Origin of the sequence: Roseomonas chloroacetimidivorans (assembly GCF_049629625.1) — a bacterium.
Classification (GTDB): domain Bacteria; phylum Pseudomonadota; class Alphaproteobacteria; order Acetobacterales; family Acetobacteraceae; genus Roseomonas; species Roseomonas chloroacetimidivorans.
Genome location: NZ_JBNBZS010000058.1, coordinates 1 through 16,127, shown reverse-complemented (window position 1 = coordinate 16,127; position 16,127 = coordinate 1). Strand labels below are relative to the sequence as shown.

Below are 16,127 nucleotides of genomic sequence, written 5' to 3'. Positions count from 1 at the left end.
CCCCCCCCGCCCCGCCCCCCCCCCGCGGCCCCGGAAGGGCAAATGCGGCCCGGCGGGGGGCGCCGGGACCGAGCCACGTCAGTCGGAGATCTGCCCATATCGCACATGCACAGGGGATGCAACGCGGTTGAGAACGATTTGCAGTTATTTGCCCAGCCGCCTTCACCCCAACTCCTCGCGATCCACCCGCCGGGCTGCATCCCTGTCCCAGGCTGAGGCGTAGGACTCGCTTCACCGCGCTATGAAGGGATGGACCATGTCCGACCTGCCGAAAATCGACATCGAGGGCGACAGCGAGCCAGCGGTGGCCCTCGCCCTGCTCCGAATCATCATGGAATCCGCTGCGGACAAGGCGGAACACAGCCGCGACTGGATCCTCTCCACCTATGCCGACTGCCTCGCCGTGGTCGGCGGTGCCGAGGTTGCCTACGACGAGGAGGACGAGGACGAGGAGGGGGAGGAGAGCAGCGGGCAGCCCTGAGCCGCTCCGGCGCCATCCGCGCCGGAGCGGATGGCCCGACACCCAGACTCGGCCCAGCCGACAATGCTCTAGCCAACCCCCTGCCAGGCGGCCAGTTTCGGCGCGTGAACGACAAGAGCACCCCTCCTTCGTCCTGGGCTGGCATGAGCCTCGACCCGCCCGAAACCAGCGGCACGGGCCGGTCCGGCATCAGCGCAACGGAGTCGGTCTATGGATTGCTCCGCCGCCGCATCGTGACGGGCAGCTACCCGCCGGGCCTCCGGCTCAAGGAAGAGCATGTGGCGCAGGAGACGGGCTTCAGCCGCACGCCTGTCCGCGCGGCCTTGCAGCGGCTGGTGAATGACGGGCTGCTGATCGGCCAGGGCCGCCGTGGGGCCATCGTCGCGGAATGGACCCGGCACGATCTGGAGGAGGTCTTCGACCTCCGCATCCTCGTGGAGAGCCACGCAGCCGGCCTTGCCGCGCGCAATGCGACGCCCGAGCAGCTCGCGGAACTCGAACAGCTGGCGGAGGAGATGGACCGCCTCGGCACCGAGAAGCCCGACGAGTACCTGCGCGACCTCCAGCTCGCCAACAACCGCTTTCACCGCCTGCTCCTGCAATCCGCAGGCTCACCACGCCTCACCAAGATGGCGGAGGCGCTGGTGGACGCGCCGCTGATCATCGGCCTGTTCTATGGATATGGTGAGGCGGAGCTGCGGCGAAGCCGCCAGCACCACCGCGACCTGCTCCTTGCCATCCGGCAGCGCGACCCCGTGCTGGCGGAGCAGGTGATGAGAACGCATCTCCGCATCGCCCGCATCGCCTTCCGGGCCACCTCCGATTCTACCTCGCCGGAGAATGCCCCCTGACGCGAACGGCGCGGCGATCCTTCGACCGCCGCGCCGCCCTACCTATTTCCCGGCCGGTTCCCCGGGGCGGAATGCCCTCAGTTTGTCCGCTCGCCGATCACCGTGCAGCGGTGCATGTAGCGGTCGCCAAGCCCATCATAATCCATGACCGCGTAATGCATGGTGCAGCGGTTGTCCCAGATCACCAGGTCCTTCTCGCGATACACATGGCGGTACAGGAATTCCTGCTGCGTCGTGTGCTTGTACAGGAAGGCCAGGATCGCATCGCTCTCGGCCCTGCTCAGCCCCACGATGTGGGAGGTGAAGCCCTCATTCACAAAGAGTGCCTTGCGGCCTGTTTCGGGATGGGTGCGGACCACCGGATGCGTCTGCTCCGGCACGGTCTGCAACTCCTGCTGGGTGATGACCTCGTTGCGGAAACCCGTCTTGCTCGCAACCCGGAAGTCATGCACCGCGCGCAGATTGCCGAGGAAGGCCTTCATCGGCTCCGACAGCGCCTCATAGGCCGCATACATGCAGGCGAAGATCGTGTCGCCGCCATAGGGCGGAACCTCGATCGCGTGCAGCAGGGAGGCCTTGGGCGGCGTCTCGTCATAGGACATGTCGGAATGCCAGTAGGTGCCCGCGCCCTTGCGCCCCTGTGGCTTTCCGTCGATCACCTTGTTCGAGACGCGGTAGATCTCGGGATGGCCGGGCAGCAGGTACTTGGCGACCGTGTGGCCCTCCAGCTTCTCCAGATCGCCAAAGCGGGCGCTGAAGGCAATGTGCTGCTCGGGCGTGATGTTCTGGTCACGCAGCACCAGCACGCCATTCGCGTCGTTCCAGGCCTGGCGGATCTCGTTGAAGAGATTGTCGCCGATCGGCCTCGTCAGGTCGACACCGACCATCTCCGCTCCAATAACCGGGCTAAGCTTGCGGACTTGCACGCTGGACACTGTCTTTCTCCTGTTTCCTGCGATGATCCCGGCGGAAGGTCCTGCCTTCACTCGCGCCAGGGAGAGGTTTCCCAGAGCCGCGAGTAGTGCTCGCCCAGCTTCTGGAGTTCGGTGAGATACTCGTCGGGCCCGAGATAGCGCAGCGGCAGATATTGCTGGTCGGCCAGGCGCCTGAACTCGGGATCCTGCATCGCCGCTTCCGCGGCACTGGCCAGGACACGCAGCACCTCGCGCGGCGTGCCCGCTGGCGCCGCAAGGCCGCGCATCGAGCCCTCCACCACGTTCAGGCCCATCTCGCGCAGCGTCTGCACCTCGGGCGCGCCCGGCCAGCGCTCCACGCCCATCTGGCCAAGCGAGCGGATCAGACCCTGCCGCGCATCCGCCGCGCCCTCGCCCATATTGAGCGCGCCAACCGCGATCTCGCCGGTCATGAGCGCCTGCCGCACGGCCGAGGAACCGTTATACGCCACATGGGTCATGCGGATGCCGGTCAGTCCCTGCAGCGCCAGTATCGAGAGATGGTCGTCCGAACCCACGCCGGTCGTGCCATAGGAGATGCCGTCGGGCCTGGACCGTGCCTGGTCGAGCAGGTCCTTGAGCGACTTGTAGCGGCTGTCGGCCCGCACGAAGATTCCGCCCGGGTCGTCCACGACATTGGCGATCGGCGCGAAGTCCCGCAGATGATACTGCGCCTGCCGCTCCAGCGGGATCGTCACAAGATTCGGCGTATTGATGAAGCCCAGCGTGTATCCGTCGGGTGCCGAACGGGCGAGATAGGTGAAGCCGATCTCACCCCCCGCACCAGGCTTGTTGATCACGACGATCGGCTGACCCAGCCGCTGCGACATGAAGCGCGCCACGGTACGCGCCGCGATATCCGTCCCGCCGCCGGCCGCGAAGGCCACCACCATCGTCACCGGCCGATCCGGGTAAGCAGCCCGCGCCGGCGTCCCGAGAACAACGGCGACAAGGGCCAGAAACGCCCAGAGCCTGACCATGCTTTCCTCCCCCGGCCTTTTTCTGCACTGCTGGCCGGCCGCTTTCTTGGATACAAACACACCACTCCTGGCGACAGCAAGGCTAATATGCAGCCGCAGATACACGAATATTCGTATTCCCGCTCGCCAGATCACCCGCCACCATGCCCGTCACCCGCAGCCAACTGGGTGATTTGTATTTTTTTTGTTTATTTGAAGAAACGCCCGCCCAACGGAGAGCCCGCACCCAGCCCTTCCGCCCAACTCGGCTCATCGGTTCAGCAGCGCCTTCGCCAGGTCGCCCGAAGCCGTCCCAGCACACTCAAAGGCGGGGGCATGTGGTAGCGCCGCAGGGCGGCCGGCCTCCGGCCAACCTCTTGTCGACACTCTCCATTCGGCGCAGCGTTCCCGGCGAGACAAGGAAGGGAGGGGGCATGTCCAGGTCCAATGACGGGATGGCCGCGAGCTTCGGATCGCTACGGCCGATGGTGGCACCCAGCAGCGTGGCCATCATCGGCGCCTCCGATGAGCCAACCCGCATCGGCGGTCGCCCCCTCTCCAACATGATCCAGCGTGGCTTCGCCGGCGCCCTCTGGCCGGTGAACCCGAAGCGCGACCGCGTGCAGGGCCTCCCGGCCTTCCCCGATGTCGCCTCCCTCCCCGGCACGCCGGATGCCGCCGTCGTGGCCGTTCCCGGCGCCATGGCGGAACAGGCGGTGGACGCCCTGGGCCGCCGCGGCTGCCCCGCCGCCATTGTCTTCACCGCCGGCTTCGCCGAGGTGGACGAAGCCGGGCGCGAGGCCCAGGACCGCCTGGTCGCGACGGCGCGCCGCCACGGCATGCGCCTGCTCGGCCCCAACTGCCTCGGCCTCTTCAACGCCCCACTCGGCTACTTCCCGATCTTCACCTCTTCCTTCGACAGCGGCTGGCCGGCGGAGCCTCTCCCCGGCCGCGGCCGGATCGGCATCGCCAGCCAGTCCGGCGCCTATGGCACCCACCTCTTCGTCGCCGCCCGCAACCGGGGCATCGCCACCCCCGTCGTGATCACCACGGGCAACGAGGCCGAGGTCACGCTGGGCGACGTGATCGGCTGGCTGGCCGAGGATGACGGGGTGGACGTTATCGCCGCCTATTCCGAGGGCGTGCGGGAAGGCCCACGCTTCCTCGCGGCGCTGGAGGCCGCCCGCCGCGCCCGCAAACCCGTGGTGATGATGAAGGTCGGCCGCTCCGCCCTCGGCGCCCGGGCCGCGCAGTCCCACACCGCCAGCATCGCCGGGGACGACGCCGCCACCGGCGTTGTGCTGGAGGAATTCGGCGTCCACCGCGCCCGCAACACCGAGGAACTGCTCGATGTCTGCTACGCCGCGACGCCGCGCATCTATCCCGTCGCCAACACCCTTGGCGTCGTCTCCATCTCCGGCGGCGCCGGGGTGATGATCTCCGATGTGGCGGAGGAGCAGGGCCTGCCCATGCCCCCGATGCCCGAGGAGGCCCAGGCCCGGCTCCGCACCCTGATCCCCTTCAGCAACCCCTCCAACCCCGTGGACTGCACCGCCCAGGTCTTCAACGACATGTCCCTGGTCGGCGCCTTCGCGCGCGGCATGGTGGAGGATGGTGGCTATACCAGCCTCATCGCCTTCTTCACCGGCGTCGGCGGCTCCCCCGCCCTTGCTCCCCGGCTGCGGGCCGAGCTGAACGGGGTCAAGAAGGACCATCCGGACCGCCTCTGGGTCCTCAGTGTCCTCGCCGCCCCCGAGCTGGTGCGGGAATACGAGGCCGATGGCTATCTGGTCTTCGAAGACCCCTCCCGCGCCGTCGTCGCCCTGGCTGCCCAGGGCCGCTTCGGCCAGGCCTTCGCCCGCCCGCCCCGCGCGGAGGTCCCCCTCCCCACCGTTACCTTGCCCGCCACCACCCCGGACGAGGCCGAGGCCAAGCGCCTCCTGGCCGAGGCCGGCGTCCCGCCCGTGCCCGAGGCCGCCGCATCAAGCCCGGAGGAAGCCGTCGCGGCCGCCCACGCCATCGGCTTCCCCGTGGTGATGAAGCTCCTCTCCCCGGACATCCTCCACAAATCGGAGGTCGGCGGCGTCGTGCTGAACGTGGCGGACGAGGACGCGGTCCGCGAGAATTACGACCTTCTGATGCGTAACGCGGCAAGGAACGCCCCCGGCGCTCGCGTCACCGGCATCCTCGTCGCCCGCCAGATCACCGGCGCGGTGGAGATGGCCCTCGGCATCACCCGCGACCCCGTCTTCGGTCCTATTGCCATGGTCGGTCTCGGCGGCGTCTTCATCGAGGTGCTGCGCGACGTCGCGCTCCGCCGCTGCCCGGTGGACCTGGTGGAAGCGGAGGCCATGATCCGCTCCCTTCGCGGCTTCCCTCTGCTCGACGGCGCCCGCGGCCGGCCTCGCGCCGATGTCCCCGCCCTCGCCCGCATCCTCTCGGCGCTCTCCGCCTTCGCCGTGGCCGCTGGGGACGGATTGACCTCCGTGGATATCAACCCGGTTCTGGTTCTTCCGGAGGGACAAGGCGCCTTCGCTGCCGACGCAGTGATTGAACTGACGCCGAAAGCCTAGAAAACAAAGATCACAGCCAGGGCCCGTTTTCTCCTCAGAAAAACAAGCGACCACGCCAGGGACCAATTTCTGGGTTCTGCGGCCAGCATCATCCCATGCCGGAGGCGCGAAACATCTCCTTAATTAACAGGGCAGGGCCACCAGAATGAATGGCATTCTCCGTTCACAAGCCTTCACCCCAGTCTTTTTCTCCAGGAGAAAACGTCGCGCTTCCGGATAATTCCGTTCACAGCGGTCTACCCTAGCTTCTACCCTCTAAACAGCTTGTTTTGCTGCTGCCCGCTCTGTCCCAGAACGTCAAAGCGGTGGGCCGCCGGGCTGCCGTGACGAACCAGAGCGGCCTCGTCACCCCACGTCCTACGGATGAGCAATGAGGCCACACCGAGGGCAATAACGCCGGGCACGAAGATAATCAAAAATAAGGAAGCAGCGAGGGCAATGTCCGTCAGAACAAAAGAAAGCATCTGCCTCTCCCGGTGAGATATGTGCCCCGATAATCTCAAAGACCTCCACAATGTCGACCGGCGATGCGTCCAAGTTAACAATCAACGTGATAACCGCGCCATTCCGAACCGAATTGCATGCTGAAAACCAGAGGGCCGGGCTGCCCGGACTCTGCCGGCTTTCGCCACGCGATCAGCACAGGCGAGATCACGGCGCCCGAGGCGCCGCGGAGGCTTCTTTCTTCCCCCGGCCCTTTTCCCCCGGGGGAGACGCCCCGCCCCTCCTGTGGCAATTTGCGCCTCCCAGGGACGGAGGAAAGGACATGTCGCACCCCACCGGCGCGCTTCCCGGCCGCCCCGTTATCGTCTTCGACACTGAAACGACCGGCTGCACCGGCCAGGACCGGGTCGTCTCCCTCGGCGCCGTGCGACTGGATGCCGGGCTGGAGCCCGAGGCGACGCTGCACCTCGTCTTCGCACCCAGCATGCCCTGCCATTTTGGTGCCTTCCGCGTGCACGGCCTCTCTGATGCCTATCTCGCCCAGCAGCCCAGCTTCGCCGATCATGCGGAGGACATCGCGGATTTCTTCGCCGGGGCCCTCGGCTGCGCTCACAACATGTCCTTCGACCGCCGCATGCTCGGCGGCGAGTTCGACCGCCTCGGCATGTCCCGCCCCTGGTCCGGCGAGTTCTGCACCATGCTCGCCTGGCGCCGCCACCGGCCCGGGGCGCGCTCCGGCCTCGCCCATGCCTCCGCCGCCTGCGGCCTGGGCCGTGAAACCGCGCTGCATGGTGCGCTGGAAGACGCCTGGCTCGCCGCTAACATCCTGCGCGCTCTATACGCGCTGCCGCCCGCGCCGATGCGCCTGCACGGCTTCACCAATGACCGCACCGCGGAGATGGCCGCGTGACCCGGGAGAAGGCCGAGCGCTTCCGCGCCCTGCACGCGGCCGGCTGCTTCGCCCTGCCCAATGCCTGGGATGCCGGCAGCGCACGGCTGATGGCCGGGCTCGGCTTCCAGGCCGTCGCCACCACCTCCGCCGGCCTCGCCTTCACCCTCGGCCGCCGCGACATGGAAGCCGCCATTTCCCGCGATGAGGCCCTCGCCAATGCCCGCGCCCTGATCGAGGCCACCGACCTCCCTGTCTCCGCCGATCTCGAAGACGGCTTCGGCCCCGCGCCGGAGGACGCCGCCGTGACCGTCGCCGCCGCCATCGCCACCGGCCTCTGCGGCTGCACCATCGAGGACACGACCGCCAACCCCGCCGCCCCGATCCACGGTTTCGACCAAGCCGTCGCCCGCATCGCCGCGGCCGCGCGCACCGCCCGCGCCGCGCCCTACCCCTTCGTCCTGACCGCCCGCGCCGAGAACTTCCTCCACGGCCACCCGGACCTGGACGACACCATCCGCCGCCTCACCGCCTTCGCCGAGGCCGGCGCCGATTGCCTCTACGCCCCCGGCCTGCCGGACGAGGCGGCGATCGCCGCCGTGGTGAAAGCGGTCGCGCCGAAGCCGGTGAATGTGCTGATCGGCCCGCGCAGCGGCGCCGTGCCCTTCGCCCGGCTGGCGGAACTTGGCGTCCGCCGCGTCAGCGTCGGCGGCGCCATCGCCCGCGCCGCCTATGGCGCGGCTCTGGAGGCCGGGCGGTCTCTGATGGCGGGCGACCTGCCCGCCATCGCCGCCCTCACCCCCTATGACCGCATCGCTCAATACATGACTTCGGGAGTGTCAAAGCAGTGATCAACAAGATCGTCCGTGACATGGCCGCCGCCATGGAGGGCGTGAAGGATGGCAGCACCGTTCTCGTCGGCGGCTTCGGCGCCGCCGGCCAGCCTGACGACCTGATCGACGGCCTGATCGAGCAGGGCGCGAAGGACCTCACCATCGTCGCCAACAATGCCGGCACCGGCCGCACCGGCCTCGCCCGCCTGATGGAGCTGGGCCGCGTCCGCAAGATCATCTGCTCCTTCCCGCGCAGCGTCGGATCGGTGGTGTTCGAGGAACTGTACAAGGCCGGCAAGCTCGAACTCGAAATCGTCCCCCAGGGCACGCTGGCCGAGCGCATGCGCGCCGCCGGCGCCGGCATCCCCGCCTTCTTCACCCCCACCGCCGCCGGCACGAAGCTCGGCCAGGGCAAGGAGGCGCGCGAGTTCAACGGCCGCCCGCATGTGATGGAATACGCCCTGCCCGGCGATGTCGCGCTGGTGGAGGCCTGGGAGGCCGACCGCTGGGGCAACCTCACCTACCGGCGCAGCGGCCGCAACTTCAACCCGGTGATGGCGATGGCGGGCAAGCTCACCATCGTGCAGGCCCACAACATCGTCGAACTCGGCGAGATCGAGGGCGAGCGCGTTGTCACGCCGGGCATCTTCGTGGACCGCATCGTCAACGTGAAGCGCGGCGCCCCCTGGGCCTGACGAGAAGAAGGAGAGCAGCGATGGAACCCTGGTCCCGCATCCAGATGGCCGGCCGCGTCGCGCAGGACATCCCCGAGGGCTGGTACGTCAATCTCGGCATCGGCATCCCGACCCTCGTCGCCGACCATGTTCCGCCCGAGCGCGAAGTCGTCCTGCATTCGGAAAACGGCATCCTCGGCATGGGCCCCGCGCCGGAGAAGGGCAAGGAAGACGCCTGGCTGATCAATGCCGGTAAGCAACCCGTCACGCTCCGCGCCGGCGGCAGCTACTTCCACCACGCCGACAGCTTCGCGATGATCCGCGGCGGTCATATCGACCTCTGCGTGCTCGGCGCCTTCGAGGTGGCCAGCAACGGCGACATCGCCAACTGGGCCACCAGCGAGAATGACACCGCCCCTGCCGTGGGCGGCGCCATGGATCTCGCCGCTGGCGCCAAGCGCGTCTGGGTGATGATGGAGCACACGACCAAAGACGGCCGCCCGAAGCTGGTGGAGAAATGCTCCTACCCGCTGACGGCCATGCAGGCCGTGTCGCGCATCTACACCAACCTTGCCGTGCTGGACGTGACGGAAAACGGCTTCGCCGTGCGCGACCTCGCCCCCGGCGTGACGATGGAACACCTCCGCAGCGTCACCGCCGCCCCCCTGCAAAACGCGATGGCCGCGGCCTGACCATGCCCGACACGGATCTGCCGGACGGCATGGCCCTGCACATCGCCCGCGAAGGCGGCGTGCTCAGCCTCACCCTCGACTACCCCGCACGTCGCAACGCGCTGGCCGTGCCGCTGCGGGAACGCATGGCCGATGTGCTGGAGGAAGCGGAAGGCGATCCCGCCATCCGTGCCATCGTCGTCTCCGGCGCTTCCGGCAATTTCTGCAGCGGCGGCGACATCTCCGGCATGGATGTGCGCGACGCCCTGGCCGGCCGCGAACGCCTGCGCCGCGCGCACCGCTCCATCCGCCTCCTCGCCGCCGGCACCAAGCCCGTGGTCGCGGCGGTGGAGGGCTGGTGCGTCGGCGCCGGCCTCTCCCTCGCCTGCGCCTGCGACCTGATCGTGGCCGCCACCGACGCGCGCTTCATGGCCGGCTTCGGCCGGGTCGGGCTGATGGGCGATCTCGGCCTTCCCTTCACCCTGCCCGCCCGCATCGGCGCCGGCCGCGCCCGGAAAATGCTAATGCTGCACACCCAGGTAGCGGCGGAGGAAGCCGAGCGCATCGGCCTGGTGGAAGAAGTCGTGCCCCGCGGCCAGGCCCTGCCCGTCGCCCTAGAACGCGCCCGCTTCCTCGCAACCCAGGCCCCCACGCCCATGGCCCTCACCAAGGCCATGCTCACGGCGGGACTGGACGCAGCGCTGGAGACGGAACGCCACTTCCAGACCACGCTCTTCCTCTCGGCGGACCATCAGGAGGGGCGCGCGGCCTTCCTCGAAAAGCGCGAGCCTAAGTTTACGGGTGGATGAGGCTGGAAGGCTCTGCCTTCCGGCCCCCGGGATCTGTTTCCGGAAGAAGCGATCGAGGGCAGCGCCGCAGGCCCTTTATCCTGGCCTTCTGAACAACACTGGCCGTCGCCGAGGGTCCAAGATCCTCAGCACGCTCCAACAGGCGGAAGGTCCGGGAAACTCAGTTTCCTGGCGGATGGGTCCGGGAAGGCAGAGCCTTCCCGGGGCCACCCAGGCAGCACCAATCACTGCGGATGCACCGGCGGCACCCGCCGCCACCCGCGCGGCTGCCGCACCTTCTCCCGCATGAAGGTGAACACCCCCGACACGATGATGACTGCGACGCCCAGCGCCATCATCGCGTCCAGCCCGTCGCCGAACACCATATAGCCCAGCACGATCGCCCAGATCATCTGGCTGTACTGCGCCGGCGCCACCAGGCTGGCCGGGATCCGGGCGGAGGCCAGCATGACCAGGATGTTCCCCACCGCCATCAGCAGCCCGTAGCCCAGCAGCCAGACCCACTGCATTGGCGTCGGCCAAGCGAAGTCCGGCAGCATCAGCAGCCCGGCCCCGACCACCGGCCCCGCCAGCCCGGCGCCATAAAGCGAGAGCCGCGTCTCGCTCTTTCCATAGGCACGCATCATCACGACAGTCACGGCGCCGGACAGCCCGCCCACCACGGCGCCAAGATGGCCGATATTCATCTCCCGGAAGCCCGGGCGCAGCACCACCAGCACACCCACGAAACCCATCAGCACCGCCGACCAGCGCCGCCAGCCCACCGCCTCCTTCAGGAAGATCACCGACAGGATTGTCACGAAGGTCGGCATCAGGAATAGCAGCGAGAAGGCTTCGGCCATGGAGAGATGCGTGAAGGCCGTCACGCTACCCAGGCTGCCGCTCAGCGCCGCCCCGGCCCGCACGAACCACATCACGCGGTTGCGCGCACGGAACACATCGCCCAGCCGCTCCCCCCGCTTGCGCAACAGCGGCAGGGCCACCACGCCCGAAAGCGCGCCGAAGAACACCGCCTCATAGGTGCTGAGCGTTCCATGCAGCAGCTTCACCGAAGCATCGCTGAGCGCGTAGGCCGCAAAGGCCAGGAAGGCGAGCAGGATGCCCTGCGGCACGGATCGGTCCATCGGGCGCCGGGTAAACCGGCGCCCAGGACAAGGCCAGGGCCGAGGCGACCTTGAGGATAAAACTTTGCGCGGGGCAGACCCGCGTCAGCCTCCGTCCAGCACCGATCGGACCTTCGCCGCGAGAGCCGCATAGGTGAACGGCTTATTGATAAGTTGCACACCGGGATCGAGCCGCCCGTTATGGACGATAGCGTTCTTGGTATAGCCGGTCGTGAAGAGGACTTTCAGGCCGGGACGGCGGCGCAGCACCTCATCGGCGAGCTGCCGGCCACTCATCCCATCCGGCAACACGACATCGGTGAAGAGCAGATCAATATCAGGATTCCGGGAAAACAGGGTGAGCGCCGCCGGGCCGCTGCCTGCCTCCAGCACATGATAGCCGAGCTCGCGCAGAACACCTGAGCTGTAGGCACGGAGATCCTCATGGTCCTCGACAACCAGGATGGTCTCTTTCCCACCATCAGCGATCTTCTCCGCGGCGGCCTCCCCGGCTTCCGCCAGGTCGTCAGGCCCATGAAGCCGCGGCAGGTAGATCTTGACCGTCGTGCCATGGCCCAACTCGCTGTAGATGCGGATATGCCCACCGGTCTGGCGCACGAAGCCATAGACCTGGCTGAGGCCGAGGCCGGTTCCCTTGCCAACCTCCTTGGTGGTGAAGAAGGGCTCAAAAACGCGGTCGAGCGTCTCCTTGTCCATGCCCGTGCCCGTGTCGGACACCGCGATCAGCACATACTGGCCAGGCTGCACGGGTTCATTCATCGCGGAAACATAGGCCTCATCCAGAGAGGCATTGCCCGTTTCGATCGTCAGCCTGCCACCTTTGGGCATGGCGTCACGGGCGTTGACCGCAAGGTTCACCAGCGCGTTCTCGAGTTCGCCAGGATCGGCCTGGGCGCGCCATAGCCCTGCGGCAGCAATGGTCTCAAGCGCGATGGTTTCGCCAAGAGTTCTCTGGAGCAGGTCCGCAAGCCCGCCGACCAGCCGGTTGGCGTCGATCGGCTTCGGGTCCAGCGGCATGCGGCGCGAGAAGGCGAGCAGGCGGGCGGTCAGCGTGGCGGAGCGGTTTGCCGCCTGAACGGCCATGTTGCGCGCACGGCGCATCCGGGCGATCTCGGGCCCGTCCGGCAGCTTCTCCAATTGCCGCTCGATGGTTTCCAGGCCGCCGATGATGACGGTCAGCAGATTGTTAAAGTCATGCGCCACGCCGCCTGTCAGCTGGCCGATGGCCTCCATTTTCTGGGCCTGGCGCAGCGCGGCTTCGACCTTCATCCGCTCCTGCACCTCATCCGCGACCCGCTGCTCCAGGGTGGCATTCAGATCGCGCAGTTGCGCGCTAGCCTGAAGCGCCTCTTCCCTGGCCGCCAGGAGTTCCCGCTCGTAGCGGCGGCGATCCGTGGCGTTGAAGACGGTCATCCGGATGAAAAGCAATTCGCCGGCCACGTCCCGCCGCTCAACCGCGTTCACCAGGACAGGAAGGCGCGTTCCGTCCTGGCAAACCATGTCGAGGGCAACTTCATTGAAGAAGCCCTGCATGCGCAGCAGGGGCGCAAAATGCGTTTCGTAATAAATCTTTCCTGCAATGGTCAGCAGGTCCTGCAGCCGCCGCCCCAGCAGCTTGTCAGCGGGATGTTTCAACCATGCGACGAAAGTGGCGTTGACCTTGCAAATCCGCCCATCTGGCTGAGTGGAGACATAACCGCAGGGCGCGTTCTCATACAGGTCTTCCAGATCCTCCTGGAGTGGAGGTCCATGAGCGCTCGCCGATATTCCCTGCAACGTCATCCAGGGCCTTTCCTACAGGAAAGCTTCAATGGCGGCGATTGTCTCTTCGGGGGCACTCAGATTCGGGCAGTGGCCTGTTGCCTGCATCAGGACGAATTTGCTGTTGGGAAGTGCCCGGTGCACGTATTCCCCGACGCATGGCGGCGCGATCACATCCTCCGAGCATTGCAGCACCAGGGCGTGGGCCGTGACACCCTGCAGATCATGCCGGTTGTCGGAAAGGAAGGTCGTGCGCGCGAAGTGCTTCGCGATGTCCGGGTCCGTCCGGCAGAAGCTGTTGGTCAGCTCATCGCCAAGCTCAGGACGGTCAGGATTTCCCATGATCACGGGAGCCATGGACCGGGACCAGCCCATATGATTGCTGTCGAGGAACTCCAGCAGTTCCTCGATCTGCGCCCGGCTGAAGCCCCCGACATAATCGCCATCATCGATATAGCAGGGAGAGGGGCCAATCAGCACGAGGTCGTCGAAGAGCTCAGGTGCCTTCTTCGCCGCCAGCACACCCACCATCGCGCTGACAGAATGCCCGACGAAAACCCCTCCCCTCACCTGGAGTGCCCGCGCGATCTCGACCACGTCATCGGCGTAACCGTCCAGCGTGCTGTACTTCTTCCGGGAATAAGCGGAGAGATCAGATCCTCCCGCGCCCACATGGTCGAAAAGAATGGTGCGGTAGCGATCCTCGAAGGCTGGCGCAACGAACCGCCACATGTTCAGATCGCAGCCGAAGCCGTGAGCGAACAGCATGGCCCTCTCACCTGTCCCGCGGACGGTGACGTTATTGCGAGCCACAACGTCCATTTCACACTCCGAGTCCAGAAAAACGGCAGGCTAGCAGCCCCTGGCGCATCCGCCAAAGCCGGAAGACAGGCAGGGAGCGTTCGCTGCCTTTACCCTGTATATCAGCTTTCCGCCCCTCTCCCCCAGTTCCGTCCGCGAAGCGGCCATGCGGCTGGAACCTGACCCTCTCCGCGGTACAGTTGGACAAGCGTGCCAAGCCGGGCTGTCATACGCACCCATGACAGAGCACTGGCGCCTGACGGCGAGCGAAATCGCGGCTCATATCCGCGCACGGGACTTTTCTGCCGAGGAGGTCGCGCGCGATGCCCTCGCCCGAATCGACCAGGCGAATCCTGCCATCAACGCCGTGGTGCAGTTCATGCCGGAGGAAGCCCTCGCCGCGGCCCGCGCGGTGGACGCGGCCCTGGCGCGCGGTGAGGACCCCGGCCCACTGGCCGGCGTACCCGTCACCACCAAGGTGAATGTGGACCAGAAGGGCTTCGCCACCACCAACGGGCTGCGCATCCAGAAAGACCTGATCGCACAGGCTGACAACCCCGTCGTCTCCAACCTCCGCAAGGCCGGCGCCGTCATTATCGGGCGCACCAACACCCCAGCCTTCTCATTGCATTGGTTCACCCGCAACTCGCTGCACGGCCACACGCGCAACCCGCGCAACCCCGCCCTGACCCCCGGCGGCTCCTCCGGCGGCGCGGCTGCAGCGGTTGCGGCCGGAATCGGCGCCATCGGCCATGGCACGGATATCGGCGGCTCCGTCCGCTACCCCGCCTATGCCTGCGGCATCCACGGGCTGCGCCCCACCATTGGCCGCGTCCCCGCCTGGAATCCCAGCTCCGCCGAGCGCGCCATCGGCGCCCAGCTCATGGCCGTCTCCGGCCCCCTCGCCCGCAGCATTTCCGATATCCGGCTGGCCCTGCGCGCCATGGCCGCCCCGGACATGCGCGATCCCTGGTGGACGCCCGCACCGCTGGAAGGCCCGGCCTATCCGAAGCGCGCCGCCCTTTGCATCCGCCCGGAGGGCATGCCCACCACCCCGGAGGTCGAGGCCACCCTGCGCGACGCCGCCCGCCGACTGCAGGATGCCGGCTGGACGGTCGCCGAAACCCCCATTCCCCCGCTGCGCGAACCCGCCCGGCTCCAGGCCATGCTCTGGCTCGCCGAAAGCCGCCGCGGCCTGAAGAAGGCCCTGCAGGAGGAGAATGACCCGGACGCCAACTTCGTCTTCGCCCAGATGGAGCGGCTCTGCCCCGAGCCCGACATGGGCGCCTTCCAGGATGCGCTCCAGGCCCGCGCCGGCTTCCTGCGGCAATGGAGCCTCTTCCTGGAGCGCTACCCCGTCGCCCTGATGCCTGTCGCGGCGGAGCCCCCCTTCCCCGACCTGCTGGACCTCGAATCCCCCGCGGCCTTCGACCGTGTGGTAGAGGCCATCCTCCCCCAGGTGGGCCTGCCGCTGATGAGCTTGCCCGGCCTGACGGTGACCACCGACCTTTCCGGCCCCGCCCCCCTCGGCATCCAGCTCGTCGCCGGGCGCTACCGGGAGGACATCCTGCTGGAGGCCGGCGCGATCATCGAGGCGGCGGGGGCACCGGTCACGCCGGTGGATCCGATCCGACCATAGCCCGGCCGCGGACCGGCTGGGGCCAGCATCCCGCCTGGCCCGGCCGGTCCGGACGTCTATTCCTTATCCGCACCCGACGGCACGGCCAGGCGCCGTGCCTTCCGGCGCGTCCCGAAGGTAAGACGCCAGCCCGGCGGCGCGCCCTCGCGCCGCACATATTCCACATCTTCGTCGGCGGCCGCCCCCTCCAGGCGCTTGCGCAAGCGGTCAACCTGCATGCGGAGGGCCGCGATGGGATCGTTCGGCCGCTCGCCATCCGGCCAGACGATCTGGGCAAGCGTCAGCAACGGAAGCGCCTCCGGCCTGGCAGCCCGAAGCGCCGCATAGAGGGCGCGGCTCCTGGGCGACGCCATCCGCAGCAAATCCAGCCTAACCAAGCGCGTGTCTCCTTGCCAAACGGGCCGGAGCAGCATTGGCGGCAACGGCAGCTTCCCTACTTCTCACGGATTTGTGTTCACAAGGGAAGCCAGGAACTTTCCACGCGAGCGACGGGAAGAGGAGTGGTTTCCTCTTCCCGTCGATGCTGTGGGGTCGTGGAGCCCCGCCCAATGAGGGCGGGGCGTGGGTTGTGTTGGCTTTAGAGGGCGAAGTCGGAGGCGGCGAAGGCGTAGTGGCCGTTGACCTCGATCTGGAAGTCGGCCTTGCCGTCGCCGTTGACGTCGCCC

The 16,127-nt window shown here is 67.5% G+C and carries 16 protein-coding genes; 9 read left to right on the top strand and 7 right to left on the bottom strand.

What is annotated here, in order from left to right; translation table 11 throughout:
• Positions 1-256 precede the first annotated feature (256 nt).
• The gene (locus ACO1BU_RS27305) at positions 257-481 is read left to right on the top strand and encodes a hypothetical protein (RefSeq protein WP_424139129.1); all 225 of its coding nucleotides are present in this window, start codon (positions 257-259) and stop codon (positions 479-481) included.
• Between the two features lie 143 nt (positions 482-624).
• The gene (locus ACO1BU_RS27300; RefSeq protein WP_424139128.1) at positions 625-1,332 is read left to right on the top strand and encodes a GntR family transcriptional regulator; all 708 of its coding nucleotides are present in this window, start codon (positions 625-627) and stop codon (positions 1,330-1,332) included.
• Between the two features lie 77 nt (positions 1,333-1,409).
• Here ACO1BU_RS27300 and ACO1BU_RS27295 read toward each other — a convergent pair whose 3' ends face one another.
• Together ACO1BU_RS27295 and ACO1BU_RS27290 are read right to left on the bottom strand one after the other, a co-directional pair.
• Positions 1,410-2,267 (bottom strand): TauD/TfdA dioxygenase family protein, encoded by an 858-nt coding sequence (locus ACO1BU_RS27295; protein WP_424139127.1) that lies wholly within the window; start codon positions 2,265-2,267, stop codon positions 1,410-1,412.
• Positions 2,268-2,314: 47 nt separating this feature from the next.
• A complete protein-coding gene (locus tag ACO1BU_RS27290) occupies positions 2,315-3,265 on the bottom strand; it encodes a tripartite tricarboxylate transporter substrate binding protein (RefSeq protein WP_424139126.1) in 951 nt (316 codons plus the stop codon).
• A gap of 413 nt (positions 3,266-3,678) precedes the next feature.
• Between ACO1BU_RS27290 and ACO1BU_RS27285 the strand changes: the two genes are divergently transcribed.
• Complete coding sequence (locus ACO1BU_RS27285; protein ID WP_424139125.1) at positions 3,679-5,817, top strand: acetate--CoA ligase family protein; 2,139 nt, start codon at positions 3,679-3,681, stop codon at positions 5,815-5,817.
• A 248-nt stretch (positions 5,818-6,065) separates the two neighbouring features.
• Here the strand turns inward: ACO1BU_RS27285 and ACO1BU_RS27280 are convergent, their stop codons facing one another.
• Complete coding sequence (locus ACO1BU_RS27280; RefSeq protein ID WP_424139124.1) at positions 6,066-6,281, bottom strand: hypothetical protein; 216 nt, start codon at positions 6,279-6,281, stop codon at positions 6,066-6,068.
• Between the two features lie 302 nt (positions 6,282-6,583).
• Here ACO1BU_RS27280 and ACO1BU_RS27275 point away from each other — a divergent pair, with 302 nt between their 5' ends.
• From ACO1BU_RS27275 to ACO1BU_RS27255, 5 genes are read left to right on the top strand one after another with little or no spacing between them, the layout of a single operon-like run.
• Entirely contained in the window at positions 6,584-7,171 is a 588-nt protein-coding gene (locus ACO1BU_RS27275; RefSeq protein ID WP_424139123.1) for a 3'-5' exonuclease, read from the top strand.
• A complete protein-coding gene (locus tag ACO1BU_RS27270) occupies positions 7,168-8,001 on the top strand; it encodes an isocitrate lyase/PEP mutase family protein (protein ID WP_424139122.1) in 834 nt (277 codons plus the stop codon). The genes ACO1BU_RS27275 and ACO1BU_RS27270 overlap by 4 nt, the downstream gene beginning before the upstream one ends.
• On the top strand, positions 7,998-8,678 hold the full coding sequence (locus ACO1BU_RS27265; RefSeq protein WP_424139121.1) for a 3-oxoacid CoA-transferase subunit A: 681 nt from the start codon (positions 7,998-8,000) through the stop codon (positions 8,676-8,678). The genes ACO1BU_RS27270 and ACO1BU_RS27265 overlap by 4 nt, the downstream gene beginning before the upstream one ends.
• 20 nt (positions 8,679-8,698) lie before the next feature.
• Positions 8,699-9,349 carry a 3-oxoacid CoA-transferase subunit B gene (locus tag ACO1BU_RS27260; protein ID WP_424139120.1) on the top strand — a complete coding sequence of 217 codons (651 nt, stop codon included), beginning with the start codon at positions 8,699-8,701 and terminating at the stop codon, positions 9,347-9,349.
• A 2-nt stretch (positions 9,350-9,351) separates the two neighbouring features.
• Positions 9,352-10,137, top strand: coding sequence for an enoyl-CoA hydratase/isomerase family protein (locus tag ACO1BU_RS27255; RefSeq protein WP_424139119.1), 786 nt, complete (start codon positions 9,352-9,354; stop codon positions 10,135-10,137).
• A gap of 224 nt (positions 10,138-10,361) precedes the next feature.
• Here ACO1BU_RS27255 and ACO1BU_RS27250 read toward each other — a convergent pair whose 3' ends face one another.
• The 3 genes from ACO1BU_RS27250 to ACO1BU_RS27240 all read right to left on the bottom strand — a co-directional run bounded on the left by ACO1BU_RS27250 (position 10,362) and on the right by ACO1BU_RS27240 (position 13,790).
• Entirely contained in the window at positions 10,362-11,249 is an 888-nt protein-coding gene (locus ACO1BU_RS27250; protein ID WP_424139118.1) for a DMT family transporter, read from the bottom strand.
• 96 nt (positions 11,250-11,345) lie between these two features.
• Positions 11,346-13,043: an ATP-binding protein gene (locus tag ACO1BU_RS27245; protein ID WP_424139117.1), complete on the bottom strand. Its 1,698-nt coding sequence runs from the start codon at positions 13,041-13,043 to the stop codon at positions 11,346-11,348.
• Positions 13,044-13,055: 12 nt separating this feature from the next.
• Complete coding sequence (locus ACO1BU_RS27240) at positions 13,056-13,790, bottom strand: alpha/beta fold hydrolase (RefSeq protein WP_424139116.1); 735 nt, start codon at positions 13,788-13,790, stop codon at positions 13,056-13,058.
• A gap of 271 nt (positions 13,791-14,061) precedes the next feature.
• Here ACO1BU_RS27240 and ACO1BU_RS27235 point away from each other — a divergent pair, with 271 nt between their 5' ends.
• Complete coding sequence (locus ACO1BU_RS27235) at positions 14,062-15,462, top strand: amidase family protein (protein ID WP_424139115.1); 1,401 nt, start codon at positions 14,062-14,064, stop codon at positions 15,460-15,462.
• A gap of 56 nt (positions 15,463-15,518) precedes the next feature.
• Here the strand turns inward: ACO1BU_RS27235 and ACO1BU_RS27230 are convergent, their stop codons facing one another.
• The gene (locus ACO1BU_RS27230) at positions 15,519-15,839 is read right to left on the bottom strand and encodes a hypothetical protein (RefSeq protein ID WP_424139114.1); all 321 of its coding nucleotides are present in this window, start codon (positions 15,837-15,839) and stop codon (positions 15,519-15,521) included.
• Positions 15,840-16,127: the final 288 nt, after the last annotated feature.